Genomic DNA, 26,259 nt, shown 5'->3' with positions numbered 1-26,259 from the left:
TGGGGTTTTCTACTGCCTAGACTTTATAATGATAGATAAATTATGTGATTCCCCCAGGCGGATCCTGAGAGCGAATCGCCCGATAGAAACCAGTCAAAATTAATCCTGGGCAGCGCCCATTTTTTGCATGGTTTCATCATCATTATTGTCTTCATTATTGTTAGACTTGCCATAAGACTGGTTATAGCCACCATATCTTTTGCCTCGACGACCTGTGGTGCGCTTCCGAAACTTACGGGCGTATGCTTTGTTGCGTTCTGCTTTTTCTTTTTTTAGATTACGACGTTTAGCCACAATAACCTCATTTATAGGACAAAATAAAGCTTTGGGGATACGATTTTTAGGTCGATGGGCAGTTCCCAAAGGCTTTATTATTTTGATTTGATTGTCAGCGCCAAAATATTCCTAATTAATTCCTAATTATTAATTTTATTAATTATTTAGGATAATCATTAGGAGTCACTAGGAGTCACTGATCTGGATGGTTGCCCACTGGATACCAAATTCCCAGCCCTTGGGGGATCTGATGGATTGATTCAGGGGAAAAGCGATGTCTTGGTTAATAACTTACTGGCGATCGGGACGTGACCTTGAACTTTCGCTCTCTAAAAGCATCGCTCTTGATCTTTAACGGTGATACAGTTCAAGGGCTTGAAGACTTGTTTACCCGTTTCACGCCGCCCATCAGAGAGACGCATTAGCCAGTTATTGACAAGGACAAATGTCAATTTTAGCGTCAATTTTAGCTTGCTGCCGCGATTTCGCCAATCCTGACGATCGCTACCAAGAGTGCTGGGGGTTCAAAAAATTTTTTGAACTTGGAACCGTGAGCGGTTTATTGCAATTTTAGCAGTAAATGCGCTTATCTACTGCTTTGAGTTTTTCTCCGATTTTAATCACCGCTTTTCCAGGCGATCGCGCCCTCTACTGCTCATTAAGCATAACCCCATTGAGCATAACATTTTGCCAAGAGGAAATTCAGGCTTGGTCAAGAAACGCTCATAAATAATAAATAATTGATAATTATTTATTATTTATTATTTATTATTGCTGACGCCGCCGTTCGGCGAGTTGCAGTAAAATACTGGCGTGGATTTCGCGGGTAATGGGATAAAAGTAGGCAAAAACTAAGCCCCCTAAGAGAACCAAGGTAGGCAAAGGCCCGATCGCCACTCGAATGGCCATGAGTGCAGATAGGGGTTGTTCGGGCAAAGGTTGTCCGGCAACTCGTTCGATAAACCCCGCCGACTCTAAGGAAATGCCGACCAAAAATAAACCCACCGCTAGACCGATTTTTTGCAGCAACACCATGAAAGCGTAGAAAATGCCCTCACGACGTTGCCCTGTTTTCAGTTCGTCGAGGTCGATAGTATCGGGCACCATTGACCAGGGAATTAGATAAGCGGTGGAGACACCACACCCGGCTAGGACTGCGAGGAAATACATGAGAGGAATTTGGTCTGGTTGCAGAAAAAATAGTCCCCCTTGGGCAACGATCCACAAACTAACTCCCATAAAATAGACGGCTTTTTTGCCGTAGCGATCGCTGACTTTGCTCCAAACAAATAACATCAACAGAGCGGTTCCTTGCACCATAATAGCCACTTGGGGAAATTTTTTCTCTTCGAGTTGCATACAGTTGACCACGAAATAGGGAAGTATGGAGGCGGTCATTTGCACCGCTAACCAGGAACAGAGATAGATGCCAATGACTAGGAGAAACGGGCGATTACTCCAGACAATTTTTAACTGTTCGGCTATGGGCAACGATACCGGCTCTTCCATTTCTGGTTGCCTTTGGGTCATCATGGTCAAGCGGTGACGAGTGCCAAAAAAGCACCAGTAAATCGGTAAAACCGAAATCAAGGCACAGATACCGCTGAGAATCAAATAACGTTGCTGGGGGTCTTCAACGGTGCCAAAAATTACTTGGGCTAATATTAGGGAGCCAATACTGCCACCGATGGAAAACGCGAAGCGAAAACTATTTAAACTGGTGCGTTCGTTGTAGTCCTGGGTCAGTTCTGGGGTTAAGGCCGTGTAGGGCAAGTTGATGGCGGTATAGCCCAGGTTAAATAAGACCCCGATCGCTACATAGTAAGCAAATAACCCCCATTGACCCAAGGGTGGGACAATCCATTGGCAAAAGAATAGAATGCCAAAGGGTATAGCCCCAAAAATCATCCAGGGATAGCGTCTACCCCAACGGGACTTGGTGCGATCGCTTAATACCCCGACAATCGGGTCGTTGATGGCATCAGAAATTTTGCCAATCATTAAAATACTTCCGGCCAACCCCGCAGGCAGACCGGCCACATTGGTAAAAAATATCATTAAGAAGAATACTAAGATGTTGGCAGTGATGGCCGCACCGAGATCCCCCGCCCCAAAAGCCAATTTGGTGGAAAAATTCATCGGCGGGGCGATCGATACCTGAGCCTGTGAGGGATTGGAGGGAGAATCATTCATGGTTTTGATGATAATTGCTAATAATTAATTTCTAGGGTTATGACTGATTTATATGTTTCTTGGCCAGAGTATCATCAAACAATTGAGCAGTTAGCTGCCCAAATTTATATTGATGGCTGGCAATTTAATCAAATTGTTTGTTTAGCGCGGGGTGGGTTACGGATTGGCGATGTGTTATCGCGAATTTACCGGCAACCTCTGGCAATTCTAGCAGTCTCTTCTTATGGTGGGGTGATGGGTCAAGACCAGGGAAAAGTGGCGATCGCCTCCCACATAACCATGACCAGCCAGAGTTTGGGGAGTCGGCTGCTGTTGGTAGATGACTTAGTAGACTCTGGGGGGTCGATCCAAGAAGCGATCGCCTGGTTAAATCGTCATTATGGACAGGAAATCCAGGAAATTCGGACTGCGGTACTGTGGTACAAAGCTGGTTCGCGGTTCCATCCCGATTATTTTGTGGATTATCTGCCAGATAATCCCTGGATTCATCAGCCGTTTGAACGATATGAGACAATCGACCCAGGAGAACTCGCGGCAATGGTTAACAACACCAGGAATACCAGCATATTTTGAGGATAATTGAGGATAATTATTCTGGTAGAAGCAATCGATTGCGGAATCAAGTTAAAATCTGTCTAACGATAAGCGTGGATCGTCTTTGTGCAGGAGTTTGTGTTTTGGATAACCCCAGTCTGTCTAAAAAATCAGAATTAACCTCTTACTCGGCGATCGCCGGTGAGGATATTCCCCAAGCGGTTCGGGAGCCAGGAAAAAAACCGTTGGTTATAGCATCTGAGTCTCGACCCAAAGCGCTTTGGGCGATTGGGGGATTGATTGTCTTAGGTGCCATAGGTGCGATAGGCGCGATCGCCACCAGTGCCGGAGTTTGGTATGTTTGGCCTGGGCAACAGAACTCTCAGGAAGCGACCGCCAATTCAACTGCCAATTCAACTACCAATTCAACGTCCAATTCAACTTCAGCGGTGGCCACCGCAGCTTCTCCCGCAGCAGACGTGAATGCTTCTGCCCCTCAACAGACGGAAAACATACTCGGGCATTTGCCATACGAAGAAGCCCCCGAGTCAGAACTCAGCCCAATTACTTCCGATGGTAGGCTGAAAATGCGCCAAGCGGCAGCCGAGGCATTTCTAAAAATGCAGGAAGCGGCCCGTTTAGATGGGGTTGAATTAGTAGCGATTTCCGCATTTAGAACCTTAGAAGACCAAGATTATTTGTTTTTTAGGATGAAAGCCGAACGGGGTCAAGGGGCGACAAAACGGGCGGAAGTTAGCGCCCCTCCAGGGTATAGCGAACACCACACGGGCTATGCGGTAGATATTGGGGATGGGAATGTTCCGGCTACGGATTTAAGCAAGAGTTTTGAAAATACTCCGGCATTTAAGTGGCTAGAAGAAAATGCCCCTTACTATAGTTTTGAGTTATCGTTTCCAGAAAATAACCCCCAAGGAATTAGTTATGAACCTTGGCATTGGCGCTTTGTGGGCGATCGCCATAGCCTAGAAACGTTCTACAGAGCACAAACTTTAAAATAATTAAGTGATTAATTATGATCAAAATTAGGGTGTGTTCGGCGCAAAAATTAGATGTTTTTAGACTTTAAATTAATGTGAAATACCGCGCCGTAACGCACCAATAACCCCAAAAAAACCCTCTATTACCGTAGGGTGTGTTAGGCTAGGAAGATGATCGGCTAAAATCTATCTAATGAGCCAATCTCTATAATAGGAGAGGTCAAAATGGTACATACACTTACAAAACCGGAAACCGAAACGCTGTTACTTGAGTTACCCAGAACCCTAAAACTTTATGTCACCCAGGAACAATTTACAGCCCTAGCAGCCAGCAATCGAGAATTACGACTGGAGAGAACCGCAAAAGCAGAGTTAATTGTGAATCCACTAACAGGTTGGGAAACTGGAAAAGGTAATTTCAGCATCATCGGACAACTGCATCGCCGGTATGAAGATTATCAACAGGGAGAAGCATTTGAGTTTTAATACGGGATTTATTTTACCCAATGGGGCAAATCGTTCTCCCGATGCTTGTTGGATGGATTAGTCAAGAACGTTGGGATGCACTGACGGATGAACAAAGAGGTGCATTTCCGAATATTTGCCCGGATTTTGTGGTGTAATTGCGTTCTGCTTCTGATACTCTGAAGTCGCTACAAGAGAAAATGCAAGAGTATATGGAGAATGGGGCTAGACTGGGTTGGTTAATCGATCCGCAAAATAGAATTGTGGAAGTTTATCGAGTGGGTTTAGAAGTAGAGATATTGTCAAATCCGGCTGAGTTATCCGGTGAGGAAGTATTCCCCGGTTTTGTGTTTAATTTGCGTCGGGTTTGGGGTTAGAACCTGCCCCCGCTTTCGTCGGGGGACGGGGGGCGATCGCATAAAATAGGTGAATAGAAACAAAAACCCGGTTTCTCAACGGAGTTTTAGGCAACCGATAAAAATTTGAGTCAGAAACCGAGTTTTTGACCGACTAAATCGCTAATCTCTATGATAGGAAAAGTCAAGATGGTACAGAGACACCCGCAAAATCAGAAATGCGCTCTTATTTATGGAGACAAATAGAAACAATTAGATTTTCTTATGATAATTCAATAAAATTGTTTATATATCTCTATGCCTCTGAAAAAAAGCTGTAAATTACTCCATATAACAGAAATAGACTAAAGGCGATCGGGGAGCAATCGAGGATAATTCAAAAAATATTACCGCAATTAAACATTCGTATTAGTAAATACTTATTGTCTTTTGCTTCATAAAACTTTATAATCTGCCTCTAGTCATAGACTTTTAACAATGCAACATAGAAAAAACATAAGTAAATCTCATGTTTTAGATTAAGTTTTACTAATGTTGCTGGACTATGGCCAACGTTTCACCCATAGCGATGACCCATTGCCCAATGAATACCTTTAGTCAAACGATTTGGTTAGTCCCGATCTACGCCGTACTCGGCGCGGTGCTGACTTTGCCTTGGTCGCCCGGTCTGATTCGTCGGTCAGGCCCACGACCGGCTGGCTATATTAACTTACTAATGACTGCAATAGCCGTAGGCCACAGTTTTTTGGCTTTGGGGGAGGTTTGGTCAGCCCCCAGAAAATTCTCGATTAACTGGCTGCACGCCGCTTCTCTGAATATTACTTTCGACGTGACAGTCACCGCCACCACCGTGGGGGCGTTAGTTGTAATTTTGGGTTTAAACTTGTTAACCCAAATTTATGCGATCGCCTATCTAGAAATGGATTGGGGTTGGGCGCGGTTCTATGCCTTGCTTGCTGGTTTTGAGGCGGGGATGGCTGCCCTAATGCTGACCAACTCCCTATTTTTCAGCTATGTGATGCTGGAAATTCTCACCTTGGGAACCTATTTATTGATTGGTTTCTGGTTTAACCAATCCCTAGTGGTGACAGGCGCCCGGGACGGCTTCCTGACTAAGCGGGTTGGTGACTTAGTATTGCTGATGGGTGTGGTAGCCCTCTATCCCCTGGCAGGCACTTGGAACTACGATGAATTGGCTGCCTGGGCAAGTACCGCCAAATTAGACCCCACCGTTGCCACCCTCCTCGGTTTTGCCTTACTCGCAGGCCCGTTGGGGAAATGCGCTCAATTCCCTTTGCAGCTTTGGCTGGATGAAGCGATGGAAGGCCCAATGCCTGCGACTGTGTTGCGGAATTCGGTGGTGGTTTCCACTGGGGCGTGGGTGTTGATAAAAATGCAGCCTATTCTCGATCTGTCTCCGGTGGTGGTAAGTGCGGAAATTTTTGTCGGCGCGTTTACAGCGGTAAGTTGTGCGGCGATCGCCTTAGCCCAAATTGATATTAAGCGAATATTCTCCTACGCCACCAGTAGCTATTTGGGCGTCGTGTTCATTGCTGTGGGTACGGGAGAAGCTGAAGCCGCCCTAGTCTTACTCTTGACTTATGCGGTGGCTATGGCTCTAATGCTGATGAGTGTTGGCGGCATTATTCTTAACAATGTCTCCCAAGATATTACCCAATTCGGTGGCCTGTGGTCGCGGCGACCAGTTTCGGCAATTTGCTTTGTCGTGGGAGCTTTGTCTCTGGTAGCAGTGCCGCCCCTGGGTTGCTTCTGGGGTCTGGCAACCATTGCCAACAGCTTGCCCCCGGTATTATTAACCGTCTTGTTATTGGTGAACGGCTTAACCGCTTGCAGTTTGGCGCGGGTATTTGGTCATATGTTTACGGGTTCAGCAACCGACTGGACGAAGCGATCGCCAGAAGGTTTATGGGCGTTGGTGTTGCCCATGACCGTGTTACTGGGTATTGCTCTGCATTTGCCGCAACTGTTAGCAGTCTTGGGACTATTACCAGATTTGGCTTTAATCATAGAACCCACCACCTTATTATTAATCGGCTCAACCATAACTGGTGCCGGAGTTGGTTTATACCTCTATGTGGGCGATCTCATACCGAAGCCCATTCGCTTGCCTTACCCAGGGGTGCAAGATTTCTTTGCCTACGACTTATACACCGCCCAACTATATAAAGTAACGGTGATTTTCGTAGTGGGATTTGTGGCTAAGGCGATTGATTGGTGCGATCGCGTCTTAGTTGATGGAGCGGTGAACTTAGTCGGACTGTTCACCATTGCCAGCGGCGAAAGCTTGAAATACAACACCAGCGGACAAGTGCAATTTTATGCCTTGTCGATATTGCTTGGCACCATTCTATTTGGCTTACTGCTGTCCTATCCTCTGCTGTCTAATTTGCATTTGTCCCTGTTTTAAATTCCCCAACCAAATAGAGAAACTATGTTAACCCCATTACTTCTGGTGCCTCTGCTGGGGGCGATCGCGATCGCCCTGTACCCAAAACCCCAAGCCAGTCGAGAAATCGCCACAGCTTTCAGCCTTGCCAGTCTGGGCTGGGCAGTTTACTTGCTCAGTGAGTTGAACTTGAACCTAGGCGCTGTCCAATTTAGTGAATTCCATTCCTGGGTTCAACCCTTGGGTCTCAACTACAGCCTGGGAGTCGATGGTCTATCCCTGCCCCTGCTGACCCTAAATAGTCTCCTGACCGTAGTTGCCCTATACACCAATCGACCACAGCTAAATCGTCCTCGCCTTCATAACAGCCTAATACTGTTAATTAACGCGGGAATTGCCGGAGCGCTGATGTCCCAAAACCTGCTACTCTTCATCATCTTTTACGAGTTAGAACTAATTCCGTTCTATCTACTGATTGCTATCTGGGGTGGGGAAAAGCGCGGCTACGCTTCTACGAAGTTTTTACTCTATACCGCTGTTTCCGGTTTGCTGGTGATTTTCTCCTTCTTGGGTATCGCCTTCACCAGTGAATCGTTCAGCTTTGAATTTGGCCAACTGCAATTGCAAGCATTTTCAGGACTGGATTTAGTTACCCAACTGTTGCTATTAACCCCCTTACTAATTGGCTTTGCCATTAAAACCCCCCTGGTTCCCCTGCATACTTGGATGCCAGACACTTATGTGGAAGCCTCTCCCAGTACCACGATTTTGCTCGGTGGTATATTCGCCAAGTTGGGAACTTATGGCCTGTTGCGCTTTGGTTTGCAACTGTTCCCGGTAGCATGGCAAACCGTCGCCCCCGGTTTGGCCATCATTGGCACCGTCAGCGTAATTTATGGAGCTATGAGCGCGATCGCCCAACGGGATATTAAGCGCATGGTGGCTTATAGCTCCATCGGTCACATGGGTTATATTCTCGTAGCCTCGGCTGCGGGAACCGAACTGAGTGTCTTAGGGGCGATCGCGCAAATGGTTGCCCACGGCTTAATCTTAGCCCTGCTGTTCTACCTCGTCGGCATCGTCGAACAAACCACTGGCACCCGTGACTTAGACATTCTCAACGGGTTAATGAACCCCATTCGCGGCTTGCCCCTGACCAGTGCGTTGCTAATTCTCGCGGGCATGGCCAGCGCCGGAATTCCTGGACTGGTAGGATTTGCCGCTGAATTTGTCGTCTTTCAAGGTAGTTTTGCCACCTTCCCCATTCCCACCCTGATTTGTATCATCTCCTCTGGGTTAACCGCCGTCTATTTTGTCATTTTGATTAACCGCACTTGCTTCGGCAAATTGGACAATAGTCGCGCTTATTATGCTCGCGTCACCGTCAAAGATCAATGGCCAGCCTTAGTGCTCACGGCAATCATTCTATTTTTAGGCATCCAACCGAACGGACTATTGCGTTGGATGGAACCCACCAGCACCACGATGGTTGCTCAATTACATTACCCAAAGATCAGCAATCGCGGAGGGCAATTTGATGCATATAATCCCGCAGTCGTCCCCAAGGGGATTGATAATCTCCCCTTTGTCAAGGAAATGATTCGGCATATACCCCTAAAATAGGGATAGAGGTAGCAGAGGTAGTAGAGGTAGCGGTGACACTCCGAAGCATCAAAAAAACCCGGTTTCTTCTGTGAATATTAAAATTTATCTGCGAAATACCAAAAAGAAACCGGGTTTCACAAAACCAATAACCACCAACCAATAACCACCAACCAATAACCACCAACTAATAACAAAATATGTCTGCAACTTTGACTCACAATACAAAAATACCGCCTTCTACTCACAAATATGCTGATGTTATTCATCGCCTGGAAGCGGGCGGTTCGATGTTACCAGATACACCAGAAAACTTAATGCAAATTATCGGCATTTACAAAGCTTATGCCGTGCCGATGGACTTTTATTGGCGCGATTTACTTTATATTGCCGAACGAGTTTTTCTCGATCCTTTACCCTTCTTTAAATATTTCTTGCCCCAGGAATATTTAGACCTGCCTAACCACTATGCCGGGGATACCGCAGATTATCGCGTTTGGCAAAAAGGCAAAGCAACTGCCCACCCGGAATTGTTGGAGTTTATGGACAAAGGAGAGTTAAAGAAAAAACTCCCGAAATTGTTCCATCACCTGTGGCACGATCGCGTTAATATGGAGTTTGCCGAAGCCTGTATGCGGGCAATGTTGTGGCATCAAGGAATGGGCGGTCAATTTTATGATTACCTGGAAAGTGAGGAATATATCGCTAACTGCGATCGGGCCATCAAAGCTTACTTTAAAGGCAATCCCTTGATGCTGGGTTTATATAAACTATTCCCGGAAATGTTCTATGAAAAAGTCCGGGAACTGTCCTACTATGCCAACCTCGGATTATTCTGGGAAGTCATGGCCCCGGTCTTCTTTGAAATGAGCGATCGCTATGATGCCGGGGACTTTAAAACCGTCCCGGACGCCATGAACTTTCTAGTAAATGGCATCTTTATCGCTGCCGGACGACCCATCTATCATCATGTGTATATTGGTGGGGAATGCTATGAAATCATCCCCAAATCCAAAGGCTTTATGTGGCTTTATGAAGCCGCATTACCCTACGTTGAAGCAGTATTTTATCGCACCGCACCGTTCCGAGGCACAAAATCATATAACGCCCAAGCCAAACAAGTCCCAGCAGAGCAAAAAGACTTTCACTATGGCATCCTTTATGCCGATGTTTTCCCAGTGGGTACGGCGGGAATTCCCCCCACATTATTAATGCAAGATATGCTGCATTTTTTGCCCCCATATCTAGTAGAATATTACCAGAAATATTGCCGGGGGGAAGATGATGTGTTGATTCAATTAGGGATTACTTTTCAGCGATCGATGTACAACGTCACCTCCGCCGTAATTCAAGCCTTACGGACGGCTTTACTCTATCCCTTAGACGACCCCAACCCGGAACACTTATTAAAAAATCGTCAATTCTTTGAAGGCCAAATGGATCGTTTTCTCCGTCCCGAAGCCCGGTTAACCGACATTCAGCGGCAGGACTATCGGTAAGAGAGGGTGTAGGGTGTAGGGTGTAGGGAAGAGTGAATAGTGAATAGTGAATAGTGATATTTTTTTTGTACGGGCGAATGGCCATATAGCCTGACGGATTATGCTTCGCAAGGACGCCCCTACGACTTTTCACTTTTAACTTTTCACTTTCCCCCCCCCACACCGATGGCGGCCGATGGCGGCCGATGGCGGCCCCAACAAACAACAAACAACAAACAACAAACAACAAACAACAAACAACAAACAACAAACAACAAACAACAAACAACAAACAACAAACAACAAACAACAAACAACAAATAACATTATGCCTAATATTGTCGAAATCGCTGTCAGTAATGATGCCTTTACCACCTTGGTGACTGCTGTCAAAGTAGCAGGCTTAGTTGAGGCATTACAACAACCAGGACCATTCACGGTTTTTGCCCCGAATGATGACGCCTTTGCCAAATTATTGCCGGGAACAGTGGATACATTAGTCCAGAATATTCCTCAGCTTCAGCGGATTTTAAAATATCATGTAGTAGCAGGTAATTATACCACAAATGAGTTAAAAAATCTGTCAACGTTAACATCTTTGGAAGGTTCGCCGATTCCGATTCGCTGTGGGGATATTTTTGAAGTCAAAAATGCCACAGTTTTGGCGGCAGATATTGAGGCAACTAACGGGGTTATTCATGTAATTGATACAGTCATTTTAATGGGATAGAGTACAGCAGAAACCGGGTTTCTTAATTAACCTCTGGGATATTTTCCCCAAAAATGGGCTTTTATCTCTTTGTGACCTTTGTGCCTTTGTGGTAAAATAAAAAATATAAAACCACAAAGACACAAAGGACACAAAGGTTGTTGGTTTTTCTTTGTGTCTTTGTTCTTTCGTAGCCGGGGGGAAATTACAGCTTTAGGTCTTCAGGTTTTGGTCGGGGAACATTCCAAGGAAGTTGTTGCACCCAATGGACTTTTTTCACCACAAACAGATTATTGATAGTATAAAAAGCAATTTTTGAATTTCCTTGAGACTTATCTTCAATTCGCAGTAACAAGCGAATATAAAACTTTGCCGGTTCTTTTAGTAATATACTGAGGCGCATAAATCTTTTGCGTCTTCGCTTATCTTTATTCAGCCTTGCCAGATTAATCAAAGCGCCATCAAGTTTCAGGGTTCCCGTTTCCGGATCTCTGGTTAATGCCGCTTCGCTGGATAATTTTTCTTTAAACCTAGTTCCCGGTGACAAAACCGTAAACATTTGCGGGGGTAATAGGTCAAATGTAGAACCAGGAGGCACGCGCACCAAGCGTTTGGATTCCCCATCTACGGAAATCAAACAACTATAATCCCACTCTAAATAAATCCATTGATGCTGGGAAATGTTCTTAATAATGATGTCTACATTTGAAGGCAAAGCACTCCGGTCATATCTGGGTTTCATTTTAAATTCAATGCTAATCACCTCTTTTAATAGTTGTAATTCTAGTTGGTTTTGTAAATCTTGCTTGTCAAAAGTTATTTCTACCTGTTCAATAAATAAGGCAGAAATCATCTGCAATAATACATAAGAAATGCAGGTTAAATAGATAATTATGAGGAAAAAATCTAAATCGTTCACAATTAGTTGAAAAATTATTGTTTATTTGTTATTGTTTATTTATTGGTTGTTTATTATTGTTTATTTATTGGTTGGTGTTTGGTGGTTATTTTTTGGTGTTTATTTGCTCCTTGTTGGTGGTTGGTGGTCAACAAACGACAAACAACAAATAACAAACAACAAACAATTATTCTGAACAAGAGATGATGCAAAATATTTTAACCCCAATTAAACAAAATTAAAATTTTATGGTGGTAAACTGTTACATTTTTTAACAATTGGCGAGGGATGCACGCAACCGCAAAGCTGAGAAGCTATAATAAATAAAATGTTTCTGTATTACTAGGATCATTACTAAAATAGAAGTTACGAAATCTAACCCAGGAAATTGATTCACAATATTCTGGTTCTGATCTGGATCGTAATTTAGGCCAAAATTTAACATGGAACTAACATGGAACTCGCTCTTAAATTTTTGGGAATTGCCATTGAAGCATTTATTATCTCCAGTATCTTGACCAAAGGGTTTAGACTGGTATCAGAACCCAGTGATGCAGATGTGACTTGGGGATTTTTACTCATTGTATCAGCGATCGCTGTGGGGATTGGCAGCCTCTTTTTTTGGTTTCCTGATTTACGCAAGTTTTTTAATAAAAATGAAAAATAGGAGAGTTAGCTATGAAGAAAATTACTCAACTTCTTTTATTAAGTGTAGTCGGTTGGGGGTTGACCTCCTGTACTACCATTAAACCCGGATATGTGGGGATTAGAATTAATAATTTTGGGGGCGATCGCGGGGTTCAAGACTATACCCTAGAAACAGGTCGGGTGATGTATAATCCTTGGACGGAAGAAATATATACCTTTCCGGTCTTTGTACAAAACTATGTTTGGACAAAAGATATTAATGAAGGCAGTAGCACCGATGAATCGATTACTTTTAATAGCATTGAAGGGGCAGTAGTGAATGCGGATGTGGCGATTTCTTTCGTTTTTAAACGGGAAAAAGTCCCGCAAATTTTCCAAGAATATCGCCAGAATGCTGATGATATTACATCGACGATTATTAGAGCGCAAGTGCGGGATGCGATTAATTTAGTCGCCAGTAAAATGAAAGTAACGGATATTTTTGGCGCGGGCAAAGAAGGACTTTTAACTGAAGTGAAAAATATCCTCAATCAGCGCTTAGAAGCAAAAGGAATTCAGGTGCAGTTAATTACCTTTGTCAATGCCCTGCGAGTGGATCAGCAAGTACAAAATTCCATTAATGCCACCCTAACCGCAGCCCAAAAAGCAGCGGAAGCAGAAAATCGCTTAAAACAAGCGCAAACGGAACTGGAAATTGCCAAAATTAATGCTCAATCAAATAAGGTTTTGAGTGATTCAATTACTCCCCAATTGCTTCAGAAAGAAGCCCTGGAAAAATGGAATGGTCAACTACCTATGTCTACCAGTGGGATGCCTTTTTTAGATTTGCAAACGAATAAGTAATTGAATCAATTAGTCATTCATGCGAGCGCTGGAAAGTTGGCAGCGGATATATATTAAGTGGGCGATCGCTAGAAAGTATTTATATTGTAGGGTGGGCAAAACTCCACACTTATGGAAGGTTCATAGGAGAGAGGAAAGAGGAAAGAGGTGAACCATGAAAATTCTTTTTTCTCTCTTCTTTTTTCTCTCCTCTATTTCCTCTCTCCTCTTTTCTATGCAGTTTTTGCCCACCCGAAGAATCTTAGGGGCTGTTGGATGAATTGTTGTAAATGGTATAAGATTGATGGGAAAATATCAACAGTTAACTAAGAAAGCCGGTTTTTCTCTGACGGTTTCAGGTCTTGTATGCAGATAAAAATCAAAAACCTCGGTATTTTAAAACAAGCAGAATTTTCCCTGGGAAATTTCACGATTATTTGTGGCGGCAATAATACGGGTAAAACCTATGCGAATTATGCTCTATTTGGCTTTTTGTTCTATTGGAAGCAAGTAATATCGATTGATATCAAAGATGCCACAATTCAGCAATTACTCAAAGATGGCGTGATTCACCTAGATATTGCCCAATATAGCCAAGAAATTGCGGACATTCTGGCTAAAGGTTGTCAGCAATATACGGCTTTGTTGCCGAAAATTTTTGCCGCTCCCGAAACTCGGTTTAAAAATACGGAATTTCAAGTCTATCTGACCGATCGACCCAACTATTTACAACGGCAATACCAAGAATCAATTGGTTCAGCCAATTTGGATCTATTTTCCCTGGTAAAAAATGCCGATAGCCCAGATTTGACGATCGCTTTGCTGCTGAAAAAAGAGCCAATTAAGTTTCCCACCGAGATTATTAAGCAAATTATCAGTGATGCAGTGAAAGAGATTCTTTTTGGGGATTTTTTCCCAAATCCTTTTATTGCCAGTGCCGAAAGAACTGGCACCGCAATTTTTAGAAAAGAATTAAATTTTGCCCGCAACCGGCTACTGGAAGAATTGAGTCAATCGGATAGAACAATTGACCCAATGGAATTGTTATTTAAAGGATATGATGATTATGCTTTGCCGATTAAAAGCAATGTAGAATTTACCCGAAAATTAGAAAGTATTTTTAAGCAAACTAGCTTTATTGCCGAACATCACCCGGATTTACTCCAGATTTTGGCGGAGATGATTGGCGGTGATTATACCGTGACACAACATGATGAACTTTATTATATTCCCCAGGGGAAAAAAGTAAAAATTTCAATGGATGAAAGTTCTAGTGCGGTGCGTTCTTTGTTGAACGTGGGCTTTTATTTAAAGCATATTGCTAAACCGGGAGATTTACTGATGATTGATGAACCAGAACTAAATCTTCACCCGGAAAATCAGCGGCGGATGGCCAGAATTTTGGCTCGATTGGTAAATCTGGGGATTCGGGTTTTTGTCACTACTCATAGCGACTATTTGATTAAAGAGTTAAACACTCTGATTATGCTGAATCAGGATAAGAATTATCTCAAGCAAATTGCCAAAGCTGAAGGCTATGTTCCTGAAGAATTGCTTTCAGTAGATCGCCTCAAAGTCTATATTGCCGAACTCGCATCGATTAAACTTGATGGGGGTCAGCGAAAAACTCGCTGCCAAACCCTGACCCCAGCGGATATTAGCCCAGAATTGGGAATTGAGGTGAAGAGTTTTGATAGTGCGATCGCCACCATGAACCGCATTCAGGAACAGATCATCTGGGGCGAATAATATGTATGAGTCAGAAGACCTGATAATTCTCGATCGAATGATTCAAGATAGTGCCAAAGTCCCCTTAACTGAAGCCTATGGTAAATTTCAAGTAGAGTTAAGAGAAACTCATGGAGTTAACTACGAAGTCACCATTAAAAATATTCCTAAAAATACTCTGGTGATTAAGTCTGATGAGTTTCCCGCCCCGACCAAATTTTTTCAAGGAACCCAGGGAGAATGTAAACGGGCTGATTATTTGATTATTTCTGACGAGAACCGGCGAAAATTTATTATTGTGATTGAAATGAAAGCTGGAAAAGCGATTGAAAAGGAAGTAATTCATCAACTGAGGGGTTCAGAATGCTTAATCGCTTATTGCCAGAAAATTGGTCAGCTATTTTGGCATCAGCCCAATTTTCTCACCGGGTATCAATATCGCTTTATTAGTCTAAAACATATTAACATTGCCAAACGTTCAACTCGTGAAAAGCCTAACTCTCAACCGTGCGATCGCCCCGAAAATATGTTAAAAATTTATTCTCCCAACACTTTGATGTTTAACCGCTTAATCGGTAAATTGGAATAGGTTTTCTTTGACACCGAGGGACAGAGAGACAAGAAACCGGGTTTCTGGTGCTCTCCGTGTAACTCTGTGTCTCTGTGGTTCCATTCCATAAATTTCACCACAGAGACACGAAGACACAGAGAGAAACCCGAAAACAAGGCAAAATAGAATAGCGAATAATGAGAAAATCCTTAAGGATAAAGATTTTTGGGAGAACACGAATGAAAAGCCCCTTCTTGGAACGTCTCCACAGCCCCGATCGCCCAGTAATTGTCTTTGATGGCGCAATGGGCACCAACCTGCAAGTCCAAAACCTGACTGCTGCGGACTTTGGCGGGCCGGAGTATGAAGGTTGTAACGAATACCTGGTTTACACCAAACCGGAAGCGGTGGCAAAAGTCCATCGCAGTTTTTTGGCTGCGGGGGCTGACGTGATCGAAACGGACACCTTTGGCGGCACTTCTATAGTTTTGGCTGAGTACGACTTAGCAGACAAAGCTTATGAACTGAACAAAACGGCGGCAGAATTGGCAAAATCCGTGACCGCTGAGTTCTCCACCCCGGAAAAACCCCGGTTTGTGGCGGGTTCGATCGGGCCGGGGACGAAATTACCGACCCTGGGACATATTGATTTTGATACTCTGTATCACGCTTTCGTCGAACAAGCGGAAGGACTTTATGACGGGGGCGTAGACCTATTTTTGGTGGAAACTTGCCAAGATGTGTTGCAAATTAAGGCAGCCCTGAATGGTATTGAGGCGGTTTTTGCCAAAAAAGGCGATCGCCGTCCGATTATGGTTTCCGTCACAATGGAACAAATGGGCACAATGTTGGTAGGGTCAGAAATTAACGCCGCTTTGTCAATTTTAGAACCCTATCCTATTGATATCTTGGGTCTAAATTGCGCCACTGGGCCGGATTTAATGAAAGACCATATCCGCTATCTTGCGGAACAGTCACCATTTATTGTTTCTTGTATTCCTAACGCCGGTTTGCCAGAAAATGTTGGCGGTCAAGCCCACTACAAATTAACCCCGATGGAATTCCGCATGGCTTTAATGCACTTTGTGGAAGATTTGGGCGTACAAATTATTGGCGGTTGTTGCGGAACCCGACCAGAACATATTGGCGCATTAGCGGAAGTTGTCCAAACTTTGAAACCGAAACCGCGCCCCGTTCGCAATCATTTGCAAAATGAACAAGACCGGCAAATTCTCAACTATATTCCCGCTGCCGCATCTATATATAGTACCCAACCGTATCAACAAGATAATTCATTTTTAATTGTTGGCGAACGCTTAAATGCTAGTGGGTCTAAGCAATGCCGAACCATGTTGAATAATGAAGACTGGGATGGGTTGGTTGCTTTGGCAAAATCCCAAGTAAAAGAAGGCGCCCATGTCCTCGATGTGAACGTTGATTATGTGGGTCGGGATGGGGTACGGGATATGCATGAATTAGTGTCCCGGTTAGTCACAAATGTGACTTTACCCCTGATGTTGGACTCCACAGAATGGGAAAAGATGGAGGCGGGTTTAAAGGTGGCAGGGGGCAAATGTTTGCTGAATTCCACTAACTATGAAGATGGGGAACCGCGCTTTTATCAAGTATTAGAACTGGCGAAAAAATACGGCGCCGGGGTGGTGGTGGGCACCATTGATGAGGAGGGTATGGCCCGCACAGCCGATAAAAAATTTGCGATCGCGCAACGGGCCTATAATGCCGCCATTGAATATGGAATTCCTGCCCATGAAATCTTTTTTGATACTCTGGCTTTACCCATTTCTACGGGTATTGAAGAAGACCGCAAAAATGGCCAAGCTACCATTGAATCGATTAAGCGCATTCGCGAAGAATTGCCCGGTTGTCATGTTTTATTAGGGGTTTCTAATATTTCCTTTGGCTTGAATCCAGCGGCCCGCCAAGTGCTGAATTCAGTGTTTTTGCATGAAGCCATGCAGGTAGGTTTAGATAGCGCCATTGTTAGCGCTAGTAAGATTCTTCCTTTGGCCAAAATTGACCCCGAACATCAAGAAGTTTGCCGTCAATTAATTTACGACGAACGTAAATTTGATGGGGATGTTTGCATTTATGACCCATTAACAGAACTGACTAAATTATTTGAAGGTAAGACCACCAAGCGCGATCGCAGCGCCACGGAAAACTTGCCCTTAGAACAACGTCTCACCCAGCATATTATTGATGGCGAACGGATTGGTTTAGAACAGGTACTAGCCCAAGCCTTAGAAAAATATCCTCCCTTAGATATCATCAATATCTATCTATTAGATGGGATGAAAGTTGTGGGCGAACTGTTTGGTTCCGGGCAAATGCAATTGCCCTTTGTATTGCAATCTGCGGAAACCATGAAAGCCGCCGTTGCCTATCTCCAACCCTTCATGGAAAAAGAAGAAGCAGGGGATAATGCCAAAGGAACTTTAGTCATTGCCACGGTGAAAGGGGATGTCCATGATATTGGCAAAAACTTAGTCGATATTATTCTCTCTAATAACGGCTATCGGGTGATTAACCTGGGCATTAAACAGCCGGTAGAAAATATCATCGAAGCCTACCAAAAGCATAAAGCTGACTGTATTGCCATGAGTGGGTTACTGGTAAAATCCACCGCTTTTATGAAAGATAACCTGGAAACTTTCAACGAACGCGGCATTACCGTCCCCGTGATTTTAGGAGGGGCAGCTTTAACCCCGAAATTTGTCCATCAAGATTGCCAAAATACCTATAAAGGTAAAGTGATTTACGGAAAAGATGCCTTTTCTGATTTGCATTTTATGGATAAATTAATGCCTGCGAAAAAAGCAGGTAACTGGGATGATATCCAAGGCTTCCTGGATGAAATATCAGAAACTCAGAAACCGGGTTTATTAACAGAATCTCTGTCAAATAACCAAAATCCTGATATAAACCCGGTTTCTAATTCTAGCCCCGGTCAAAAAGAGGGAGAGCAAAAAGCAGAAACAATCGTAGAAATTGATACGCGACGTTCGGAAGCCGTTGCCGTGGATATTGAACGACCCACCCCACCATTCTGGGGTACGAAAATATTGCAACCGGCGGATATTCCTTTAGAAGAAATCTTTTGGCATTTGGACTTACAAGCCCTATTTGTGGGGCAGTGGCAATTCCGCAAACCGAAAGAACAATCACGGGAAGAATATGACCAGTTTCTCGCGGAAACCGTCCATCCGATTTTAGCGGAATGGAAACAGCGAGTGGTGGCGGAAAATATCCTGCATCCCCAGGCAATTTATGGCTATTTCCCCTGTCAAGCAGAGGGCAACACTTTATATATATATGACCCGCAAGCTGTGGCCGAAAATCAAGATATTCAGTCTCTAGAACCGATTACTTTCTTTGAGTTTCCCCGGCAAAAGTCAGGACGACGGTTATGTATTGCGGATTTCTTTGCCCCGAAAGAAACAGGTAAAATTGATGTGTTTCCCATGCACGCGGTGACAGTCGGCGAAATTGCCACGGAATACGCTAAGAAGTTGTTTGATTCTAATCAATATACCGATTATTTGTATTTCCACGGTATCGCCGTCCAAACCGCAGAGGCGATCGCGGAATGGCTTCATGCCCGAATTCGTCGGGAGTTAGGATTTGCATCAGAAGAACCGGACAATATTCGCGATATGTTGCAACAACGTTATCGCGGTTCTCGGTATAGTTTCGGTTATCCCGCTTGTCCGAATATGCAAGACCAATATAAGCAGCTAGAGTTGCTAGGATGCGATCGCATTAATATGTATATGGACGAAAGCGAACAAATTTATCCTGAACAGTCAACTACGGCGATTATTACTTATCACCCAGTGGCGAAATATTTCAGTGCATAAGTCAATACCCAGAAACCCCTAAGTTAACCCAGAAACCCGGTTTCTTCAAGAAACCGGGTTTCTTTTTCCACACCCAGAAACCCGGTTTCTTTTCTTGAGAAGTGCGATCGCTTATTTGCCAATTAATCTATCATATTCACCATGAGACCCAATCCAAAACCATAAAATCCCATTTTCAACTTCTATCCCTAAAGCCCGATAGGATTTTCCCACTCTAACCGACCAATATTGATTAACTTTCTTAAAATGTAGAGAAGGATGATTCGGTATATCGCATTATATTTATTGATAGTCTCCAGCTTCAAAGTCAGCCAGGGCTTCTTTAGCTAAATCATTTTACCATCCAGAATATCTTGTTCTAATTGTCGATCCCATTGTTGATAATCTAAATCTAGTAACCAATTGCGTAATTTAGCAAAATCTGTTTCGGAAAGATTTAAAATAGCGGCTTCAATTTGTTCAACTGTCATAATTACTCAATTCTCCTAAACAGTTATTAAGATTATAGCATTTTTCAAATTAATTAGGCGGAGATTGCTTTTTCGGTCGGCAGGCGATCAGGTGGCGATCGCCTTTTCTGTCAGAAACCAAAGTCCCAAGAAAACCGGTTTCTTAACTAAGATGTGGGCGATGATGCTAAAATTAACCCAGAAACCGAGTTTTTTGATTAAGTTAACCCAGAAACCCGGTTTTTTTTTCGCAACCCGGTTTCTTTTTTGTCAGCGATCGCTTATCTAAGAAAATTGCCATGATGTTAACTTTTATTAAATTGGGTGGTTCTCTGATTACGGACAAACGAGAACCTAGCAGCTTTCATCGCCAAATTATCTATCAAGTTGCCCAAGAAATTGCCCAGGTCAGAAGAACACAACCGGAATGGCGCTGGTTAATTGGGCATGGTAGCGGGTCTTTTGGTCATTTTGTAGCCAAAAAATATGGCACAATCGATGGAGTTGTCACCGCTGAACAATGGCAGGGATTTGCCGAAGTTAGTGTCATGGCTAGACGATTAAATCATCTAGTTATCGAGACTTTATCAGAATTTCGTTTACCGATTTTTTCTGTACAGCCTTCGGCATCTACTTTATGTGAAAATGGCCAAATAATTCATATGCAAACGGTGCCAATTGTCACCGCATTAAAACATCGCTTGATTCCCGTGGTTTATGGGGATGTGGCAGTGGATGCACGGCTGGGAGGCACGATTATTTCTACAGAAAAAATATTTGCCTATTTAGCCAAAGAATTAAAGCCGCAGCGGATTTTTTTATTAGGAGAAGTGGCGGGTATTTACGATCGCACCGGCAAGATTATTGAGAAAATTACCCCAGACAACTTTGATGCGATCGCGCCAGAATTAGGCGGGTCTGATGGCACTGATGTCACCGGGGGTATGGCGGACAAAGTGGCAAAAATGTTAGCATTAATTCAAGAATTACCGGATTTAGAAGTTAGAATTTTTAGCGGTAAAGTTGTGGGACAAATAGAGGCAACTTTATTGGCTTACAAGACTCCAGGAACTTTAATTAGTCGGAAATAGACTGGCAAAAGTCACAGAACAGAAACGACGAGCGATCGGTTTAAATAAAGCAATTTTATTTGGCAATAAACATAATAATATTCTAGCCAAATTATAAAGTTTTGCAAAATCCATTTATAGGGGTATTTACCGGATTTTATACTATTTACAAAAATTCATCCAACAGTAGAGGCAAAGCATTCCGTAGGGGCGAATGGCCATTCGCCCGTACAAGGGCGAATGGCCATTCGCCCCTACAATGATCAAAATATTAACCTATATACCGGAATGCTTCGCCCCGCCCCGCTATTCTATGCTTTTTTAATTGTAAACGGTATTAATTGCCGAAAAAACGCGAATATCTACCAGCTAAAAGTCGCACATAATTTATCTGCATTTGCTAAAAAAAACGCCAACACCCCGTGAATGTCGATCTGGTTTATCGGGTTTTGCTGACCTAAGCTAAGGGTTAAAGGGTGCATTGATAGATTAATTTTTATTGCAGAACTAGACAGATCCCAATATTATGTGTTAGGTTAGTGCCTACAGGAACTCAAAATAGGAGTACCTATGAAATTTGTGAGCAGAATCGGGAAAATAGCGATTGTTGGTTTTATTTTTACGATTGGTGGAATCAGTGGAACTCTCCGACCATTTCTCAGACTAGCCTATCATTCCGTAACCTTCGCCCAATAACCTTCCCCAAAAGAAAATAAACGGGCTAAATATACACCACCACGAAGAGGATTTGACGGCACTCCTCTTATACTTGGGGGAGGTACTCATAGAGGACAATGGGAAGAAGACTCAAAAACAGCGCCCGGATTCACCAATGCCGAAATTGGCCGATCATTTTTATGAATGTTGATGATTGATGACTGAACTCCCAGACTGAAAAACCCAAGCTAAATTGCTATATGATTAATCAGGTTATTGTTAAGATTTAAAATCATATGGCTGCATCTAAATTATGTTCTCAATTATGTAATTAGTCGTGCAATTAGGCCAAAAGCCTACTTACATAAATGTCTGATTCCCTGGTGAAGGCTTAGATGATGACGGCTGATATAGCAAAGGCGGCTTTCTGCTCTCGGCTATCGTGATTGTCTGTCAATATTAAATATATCCTAGTAGGATTTTCTAATTATGAGCGTTTTATGGAAATTAAGCATTTTCAGTTGTCTTGTTTCAATTAGTGCAATTGCGGGAATTGTGCGACCTTTTCCCGGAGAAGCTAATACCTCAGTAAAATTTGGGCCTGACCATTCTCCACAAGAGAATCTATTGGCTCAGGGGTGCCCCATAAATAACCCGGGTTGCCAAGGCGGTTATGCACCACCGCCACCAGAAGCATTTGAAACATCTAAGCCATTTGCTCTAGAAAATCGAGGAGGAAGATGCGAAGCCGACCAGGAGTTAGACCAGGATTTAATCGGATCATCGCTGGCTCCATTAACTCCCAAATTGCCAAATCATCCCCCAAGATCGGGAATGACAGTTTCCGCTTCTCCTCAATTTTTCATCTATAGTCCTCAAACGACGGCATCAACCGCAGAATTTGTTTTAAAAGATGAAAATGAGGAGGATATCTACAGAAAGACCTTTCCCATTTCTGGGGAAGCGAAAACCTTAGTTATCCGCTTGCCTGAATCGATTAATCTTGAAGTTAATCGTAGTTATCACTGGTATTTTTCTATCGTGTGCGATCCTGATAATTTAAGCAAGAATGTTGATATCAATGCCTGGACGCAACGAGTCGAAGTTAATCCAGCTTTAGCGAATGAACTGAAAAATGCAGATACCCTGACTCAATCGGGCTTATATGCAAAAACGGGAATTTGGTATGATGCGATCGCCATTTTAGCCCAACTTCGGCAGGAAAACTCTGATGATGCGATCGCTGCGGAAAAGTGGCAAAATCTCTTAAACTCCGCAGGACTTCAAGAATTTGTGTCCTTACCAATAGAGACGATCTCATTAGAAGAATCAACAGAAGAATAGACTCCTTAATCTGAAAAAGTAACAGTGTTTACGGAAAAATCAGGAGCTACTTCTGGTTAGGGTGGGCAAAATTTTACCCACCCTATTGCGCTCTCATTACAAGCTAATTGTTAACGATCGCCAAAATCACTTACAGCGGTTTCGCCCCTACTGAACCACGGTAGGGCGAAGCATTCCGTAGGGGCGAAGCATTCCGGTATTTAATTTAATATTTTCAGCATCAAACTTCTGCCGGAATGCTTCGCCCGTACAATATTGTAGGGGCGTCCTTGCGAAGCCCATGCCGTCAGGCTATATGGCCATTCGCCCCTACTGCGGTCATGCTTGGCCCCTACAGATATTTCTGGTTTTCTAAATAGAAAATTCCTTAACTTCTCTGAAATTTGGTTTGCTCAATCGATGGTTTAAGTATAATGAAATATTACCTAGAAAAAATCGTAAATTTACGATTAAAAATCCACCTAAATACTCAAAGGACAATATTAATTTTATCGATATTTTTCATAGATTTAACCTGTGCAGCTAAAGCTCAAATCGTCCCCGATGCAACTCTTCCAGTGAATTCCCTTGTCACCCCACAGGGGAATATTAATCAGATTGACGGAGGAACCCAATCTGGGGGAAACTTGTTTCATAGCTTTGAAACTTTTTCCCTAACCACTGGTAGGGAAGTATTTTTTAATAATGCTTTGGATATTCAAAATATTTTTAGTCGAGTGACCGGCAACTCGATTTCTCATATTGATGGGTTAATTCGAGCCAATGGCACCGCTAATTTATTTTTGCTAAATCCTAACGGGATGGTCTTTGGCCCAAATGCCCAATTAAACATCGGCGGCTCATTTTTTGCTTCGACGGCTCATCAAATTAACTTTGCTGATGGCGCGACTTTCAGTAGCCTACCCAGTGACACCACACCCTTACTCACGGTAACCCTTCCCGTCGGCTTACAAATGGGAGTCAATCCGGGCAAAATTATTGTCCAAGGTTCTGGAAATAATCTCTCTGTTGACCCAAATACCGGATTAATTCTCAGAAACAATCGTCCTATAGGCTTAGAAGTACAAGATAAAACCTTAGCTTTAGTCAGTGCTGACATTGAGCTAAACGGAGGAAACCTCACGTCAAGAGGGGGAAGAATTGAACTCGCTGGGATTGGAGATCATCAAACCGTTGACTTAAATGCCACAGACAATGGCTGGGACTTAGGATATTCAGAACTCACAGATTTCCGAGATATTTACCTCAATGCTGCTGCCTCGTTAGATGCTTCGGGATCTGGCGGCGGTCGAATCCAAATTCAAGGGCGAAATCTGTGGTTAAGGGACGGGTCAGCGATTCTTTCTTTCACAGAAGGAAACCAACCTGGTCAAAATCTGACGGTTCGCACCACCGAGAGCATACAATTAAACGGTTCTAACCCCTTGGGTTTTGCGAGTCTTGTCGGCACTGGGGTTGATGTCAACGGCAGCAACAATGCAGGCACAGTTATCCTGGAAAGCAATAATTTAACTCTCTCTGATGGAGCCGCTATCACCACCTCAACTTTAGGACAGGGAAATGGGGGAGATTTGAGTATTCGGGCTGCGGATTCAGTGACTTTCAGTGGGTTAGATAGCAATGGCGTAAGTAGCCGCTTGCAGATGGCAGTTTATCGACAAGCCACTGGGAATGCAGGCAATTTGACTCTGGAAACGACAAAATTAAATCTCTATGATGGAGCTTTTATCTCTACAGCAACCTACGGACAAGGCAATGCAGGGGATTTGACGATTCGCGCTAGTGAATCAGTCACTTTAAGCGGGTTGAATACTGCTTATAAATCCGGTAGCAGATTGGCGACTTCCGTGGAATCAGAAGCTATTGGAAATGGAGGAAACCTATTGATAGAAACAGGCCAGTTAACTCTCTCTGATAGCGCTACAATTACTACTTATACCAATAAACAAGGCAATGCAGGCAACTTGACCATAAAAACAGGTCAGTTAGCCCTCACTGATGGATCTCAGATCAGCACGATTACTTTTGCGGCGGGGAATGCTGGTCAATTAAGCATCACAGCCGAAACCATAGAGCTAATTGGTCAGACTGAAATCCGTCGCACTGGGTTATTGGCCAGTGCCATAGATGGGAGGAAAGATGGCACTGGGACAGGAGCGGGGGGCGATGTGAATATTATTACTGATCGACTGACGATCCGGGATGGTGCTACCGTAAGCGCGAGTAATTTTCATAGTCGTAACCTAACTCCTCAAGGAAAAGGGCCAGCGGGTAGTATTGAGATTCAAGCAAATTCTGTTTTATTGGATAACGAGGGAATTATTACGGCAAAGGCAGCCTCTGGAGACCAGGGGAATATTACTGTTAACGCATCAAATATTGAATTACGTCGGGGTAGTACCATGATCACCGAAGCCACCGGCCTAGCAACTGGTGGGAATATTACCATCAATACGGACAACTTAGTGGCTTTAGAAAATAGTGATATTAATGCCAATGCCGCACAAAGTTTTGGCGGTCGTGTGATGATCGATGCAAATGGGATTTTTGGCACAGCGTTTCGGGATGAACCAACCCCCAAAAGTGACATTACTGCTACATCAGCACTAGGTGCGGAATTTAGTGGCATCGTGGAAATTAATACAGAAATTGATGTGACTTCTGGGTTAATCCAGTTACCGGAAAATATTGTGGATGCCACCAAACAAATCGATTCTAGCTGCCGTCCCGGTGAGCAACAAAGCGAGTTTATTGTCACCGGCAAGGGGGGGATACCACCAAATCCAATTGATGCGATGAATGATGAGGCCACTTGGATTGATTTAAGACCCCTGGGAGAGTTTTTCTCTTGGGAAAAAATCCCAAATCCGGTGATTTCTGCACAGTCAAATCTGCCACTGGTGGAAGCCCAAGGATGGACGATTAATGCTAATGGAAATATGGAGTTGGTGGCTAAAACGCCGACGGCAACGCCGAATAATCTTAATCTAAGACCCCAGGAGGGCTGTCTTGTGAATTAATCAGGAATTACGCATGAACGCTATCCGTAGGGTGTTGTTCCGAGCAGTAACGCACCAATACGCCATATATAGATTCGTTCCGTAAGTCCTATTAATATCCGAATGAAAGAAACCGGGTTTCTGCGATGATTTTTGCGTCTATTCCCAACAATTTTGCTAGAAACCCGGTTTCTGTCC

General features: G+C 43.5%; 21 protein-coding genes and 1 pseudogene. 17 read left to right on the top strand and 5 right to left on the bottom strand.

The genetic code is table 11. The features are described 5' to 3' along the window. Positions 1–99: 99 nt before the first annotated feature. Positions 100–294 carry a hypothetical protein gene (locus AM228_RS00480; protein ID WP_054464270.1) on the bottom strand — a complete coding sequence of 65 codons (195 nt, stop codon included), beginning with the start codon at positions 292–294 and terminating at the stop codon, positions 100–102. Positions 295–1,044: 750 nt separating this feature from the next. After that, on the bottom strand, positions 1,045–2,469 hold the full coding sequence (locus AM228_RS00475) for an MFS transporter (RefSeq protein WP_054464117.1): 1,425 nt from the start codon (positions 2,467–2,469) through the stop codon (positions 1,045–1,047). A gap of 39 nt (positions 2,470–2,508) precedes the next feature. On the opposite strand from AM228_RS00475, the gene AM228_RS00470 reads away from it, so the two are divergent. The 7 genes and pseudogenes from AM228_RS00470 to AM228_RS00440 all read left to right on the top strand — a co-directional run bounded on the left by AM228_RS00470 (position 2,509) and on the right by AM228_RS00440 (position 11,039). Beyond that, a complete protein-coding gene (locus tag AM228_RS00470) occupies positions 2,509–3,042 on the top strand; it encodes a phosphoribosyltransferase (RefSeq protein WP_054464116.1) in 534 nt (177 codons plus the stop codon). Between the two features lie 104 nt (positions 3,043–3,146). Next, the gene (locus tag AM228_RS00465; RefSeq protein ID WP_054464115.1) at positions 3,147–4,022 is read left to right on the top strand and encodes a D-alanyl-D-alanine carboxypeptidase family protein; all 876 of its coding nucleotides are present in this window, start codon (positions 3,147–3,149) and stop codon (positions 4,020–4,022) included. A 204-nt stretch (positions 4,023–4,226) separates the two neighbouring features. Continuing rightward, positions 4,227–4,843: pseudogene (locus AM228_RS00460) on the top strand (Uma2 family endonuclease). Between the two features lie 547 nt (positions 4,844–5,390). Further along, a complete protein-coding gene (locus tag AM228_RS00455; protein ID WP_082348684.1) occupies positions 5,391–7,250 on the top strand; it encodes an NAD(P)H-quinone oxidoreductase subunit F in 1,860 nt (619 codons plus the stop codon). Positions 7,251–7,274: 24 nt separating this feature from the next. Continuing rightward, on the top strand, positions 7,275–8,852 hold the full coding sequence (locus AM228_RS00450) for an NADH-quinone oxidoreductase subunit M (protein WP_082348683.1): 1,578 nt from the start codon (positions 7,275–7,277) through the stop codon (positions 8,850–8,852). Between the two features lie 179 nt (positions 8,853–9,031). Then, positions 9,032–10,330, top strand: a complete 1,299-nt coding sequence (locus tag AM228_RS00445; protein WP_054464113.1) for a CO2 hydration protein — start codon at positions 9,032–9,034, stop codon at positions 10,328–10,330. Positions 10,331–10,637: 307 nt separating this feature from the next. After that, positions 10,638–11,039 carry a fasciclin domain-containing protein gene (locus AM228_RS00440; RefSeq protein WP_054464269.1) on the top strand — a complete coding sequence of 134 codons (402 nt, stop codon included), beginning with the start codon at positions 10,638–10,640 and terminating at the stop codon, positions 11,037–11,039. Between the two features lie 184 nt (positions 11,040–11,223). On the opposite strand, the gene AM228_RS00435 is transcribed toward AM228_RS00440, so the two are convergent. Beyond that, a complete protein-coding gene (locus tag AM228_RS00435; protein WP_054464112.1) occupies positions 11,224–11,937 on the bottom strand; it encodes a hypothetical protein in 714 nt (237 codons plus the stop codon). A gap of 433 nt (positions 11,938–12,370) precedes the next feature. On the opposite strand from AM228_RS00435, the gene AM228_RS00425 reads away from it, so the two are divergent. The 5 genes from AM228_RS00425 (at position 12,371) to metH (ending at position 19,542) form a co-directional block, all read left to right on the top strand. Continuing rightward, positions 12,371–12,583 (top strand): hypothetical protein, encoded by a 213-nt coding sequence (locus AM228_RS00425; RefSeq protein WP_054464110.1) that lies wholly within the window; start codon positions 12,371–12,373, stop codon positions 12,581–12,583. Positions 12,584–12,594: 11 nt separating this feature from the next. Next, positions 12,595–13,407 carry an SPFH domain-containing protein gene (locus AM228_RS00420; protein WP_054464109.1) on the top strand — a complete coding sequence of 271 codons (813 nt, stop codon included), beginning with the start codon at positions 12,595–12,597 and terminating at the stop codon, positions 13,405–13,407. Positions 13,408–13,752: 345 nt separating this feature from the next. Further along, a complete protein-coding gene (locus tag AM228_RS00415; protein ID WP_054464108.1) occupies positions 13,753–15,135 on the top strand; it encodes an AAA family ATPase in 1,383 nt (460 codons plus the stop codon). A 1-nt stretch (position 15,136) separates the two neighbouring features. Next, positions 15,137–15,703, top strand: a complete 567-nt coding sequence (locus AM228_RS00410) for a hypothetical protein (RefSeq protein WP_054464107.1) — start codon at positions 15,137–15,139, stop codon at positions 15,701–15,703. Positions 15,704–15,903: 200 nt separating this feature from the next. Continuing rightward, positions 15,904–19,542, top strand: coding sequence for a methionine synthase (metH, locus tag AM228_RS00405; RefSeq protein WP_054464106.1), 3,639 nt, complete (start codon positions 15,904–15,906; stop codon positions 19,540–19,542). Positions 19,543–19,868: 326 nt separating this feature from the next. Here the strand turns inward: metH and AM228_RS00400 are convergent, their stop codons facing one another. After that, a complete protein-coding gene (locus tag AM228_RS00400) occupies positions 19,869–20,012 on the bottom strand; it encodes a hypothetical protein (protein ID WP_199317350.1) in 144 nt (47 codons plus the stop codon). Positions 20,013–20,076: 64 nt separating this feature from the next. On the opposite strand from AM228_RS00400, the gene AM228_RS31505 reads away from it, so the two are divergent. The 4 genes from AM228_RS31505 to AM228_RS00385 all read left to right on the top strand — a co-directional run bounded on the left by AM228_RS31505 (position 20,077) and on the right by AM228_RS00385 (position 23,062). Next, entirely contained in the window at positions 20,077–20,280 is a 204-nt protein-coding gene (locus AM228_RS31505) for a hypothetical protein (protein ID WP_156331434.1), read from the top strand. A 10-nt stretch (positions 20,281–20,290) separates the two neighbouring features. Next, the gene (locus AM228_RS00395) at positions 20,291–21,082 is read left to right on the top strand and encodes an isopentenyl phosphate kinase (protein ID WP_082348682.1); all 792 of its coding nucleotides are present in this window, start codon (positions 20,291–20,293) and stop codon (positions 21,080–21,082) included. Between the two features lie 219 nt (positions 21,083–21,301). After that, positions 21,302–21,487 (top strand): hypothetical protein, encoded by a 186-nt coding sequence (locus AM228_RS00390; protein ID WP_054464104.1) that lies wholly within the window; start codon positions 21,302–21,304, stop codon positions 21,485–21,487. Between the two features lie 720 nt (positions 21,488–22,207). Beyond that, positions 22,208–23,062 carry a DUF928 domain-containing protein gene (locus AM228_RS00385; RefSeq protein WP_054464103.1) on the top strand — a complete coding sequence of 285 codons (855 nt, stop codon included), beginning with the start codon at positions 22,208–22,210 and terminating at the stop codon, positions 23,060–23,062. Positions 23,063–23,209: 147 nt separating this feature from the next. Here AM228_RS00385 and AM228_RS35880 read toward each other — a convergent pair whose 3' ends face one another. Then, positions 23,210–23,344, bottom strand: coding sequence for a hypothetical protein (locus tag AM228_RS35880; protein WP_255353122.1), 135 nt, complete (start codon positions 23,342–23,344; stop codon positions 23,210–23,212). Between the two features lie 131 nt (positions 23,345–23,475). Between AM228_RS35880 and AM228_RS00380 the strand changes: the two genes are divergently transcribed. After that, positions 23,476–26,082 (top strand): S-layer family protein, encoded by a 2,607-nt coding sequence (locus AM228_RS00380; RefSeq protein ID WP_054464102.1) that lies wholly within the window; start codon positions 23,476–23,478, stop codon positions 26,080–26,082. The last annotated feature ends 177 nt before the right edge of the window (positions 26,083–26,259 follow it).

This window comes from Planktothricoides sp. SR001, assembly GCF_001276715.1.
Classification (GTDB): Bacteria; Cyanobacteriota; Cyanobacteriia; order Cyanobacteriales; family Laspinemataceae; genus Planktothricoides; species Planktothricoides raciborskii.
This window is presented reverse-complemented; position numbering and strand designations above follow the sequence as displayed.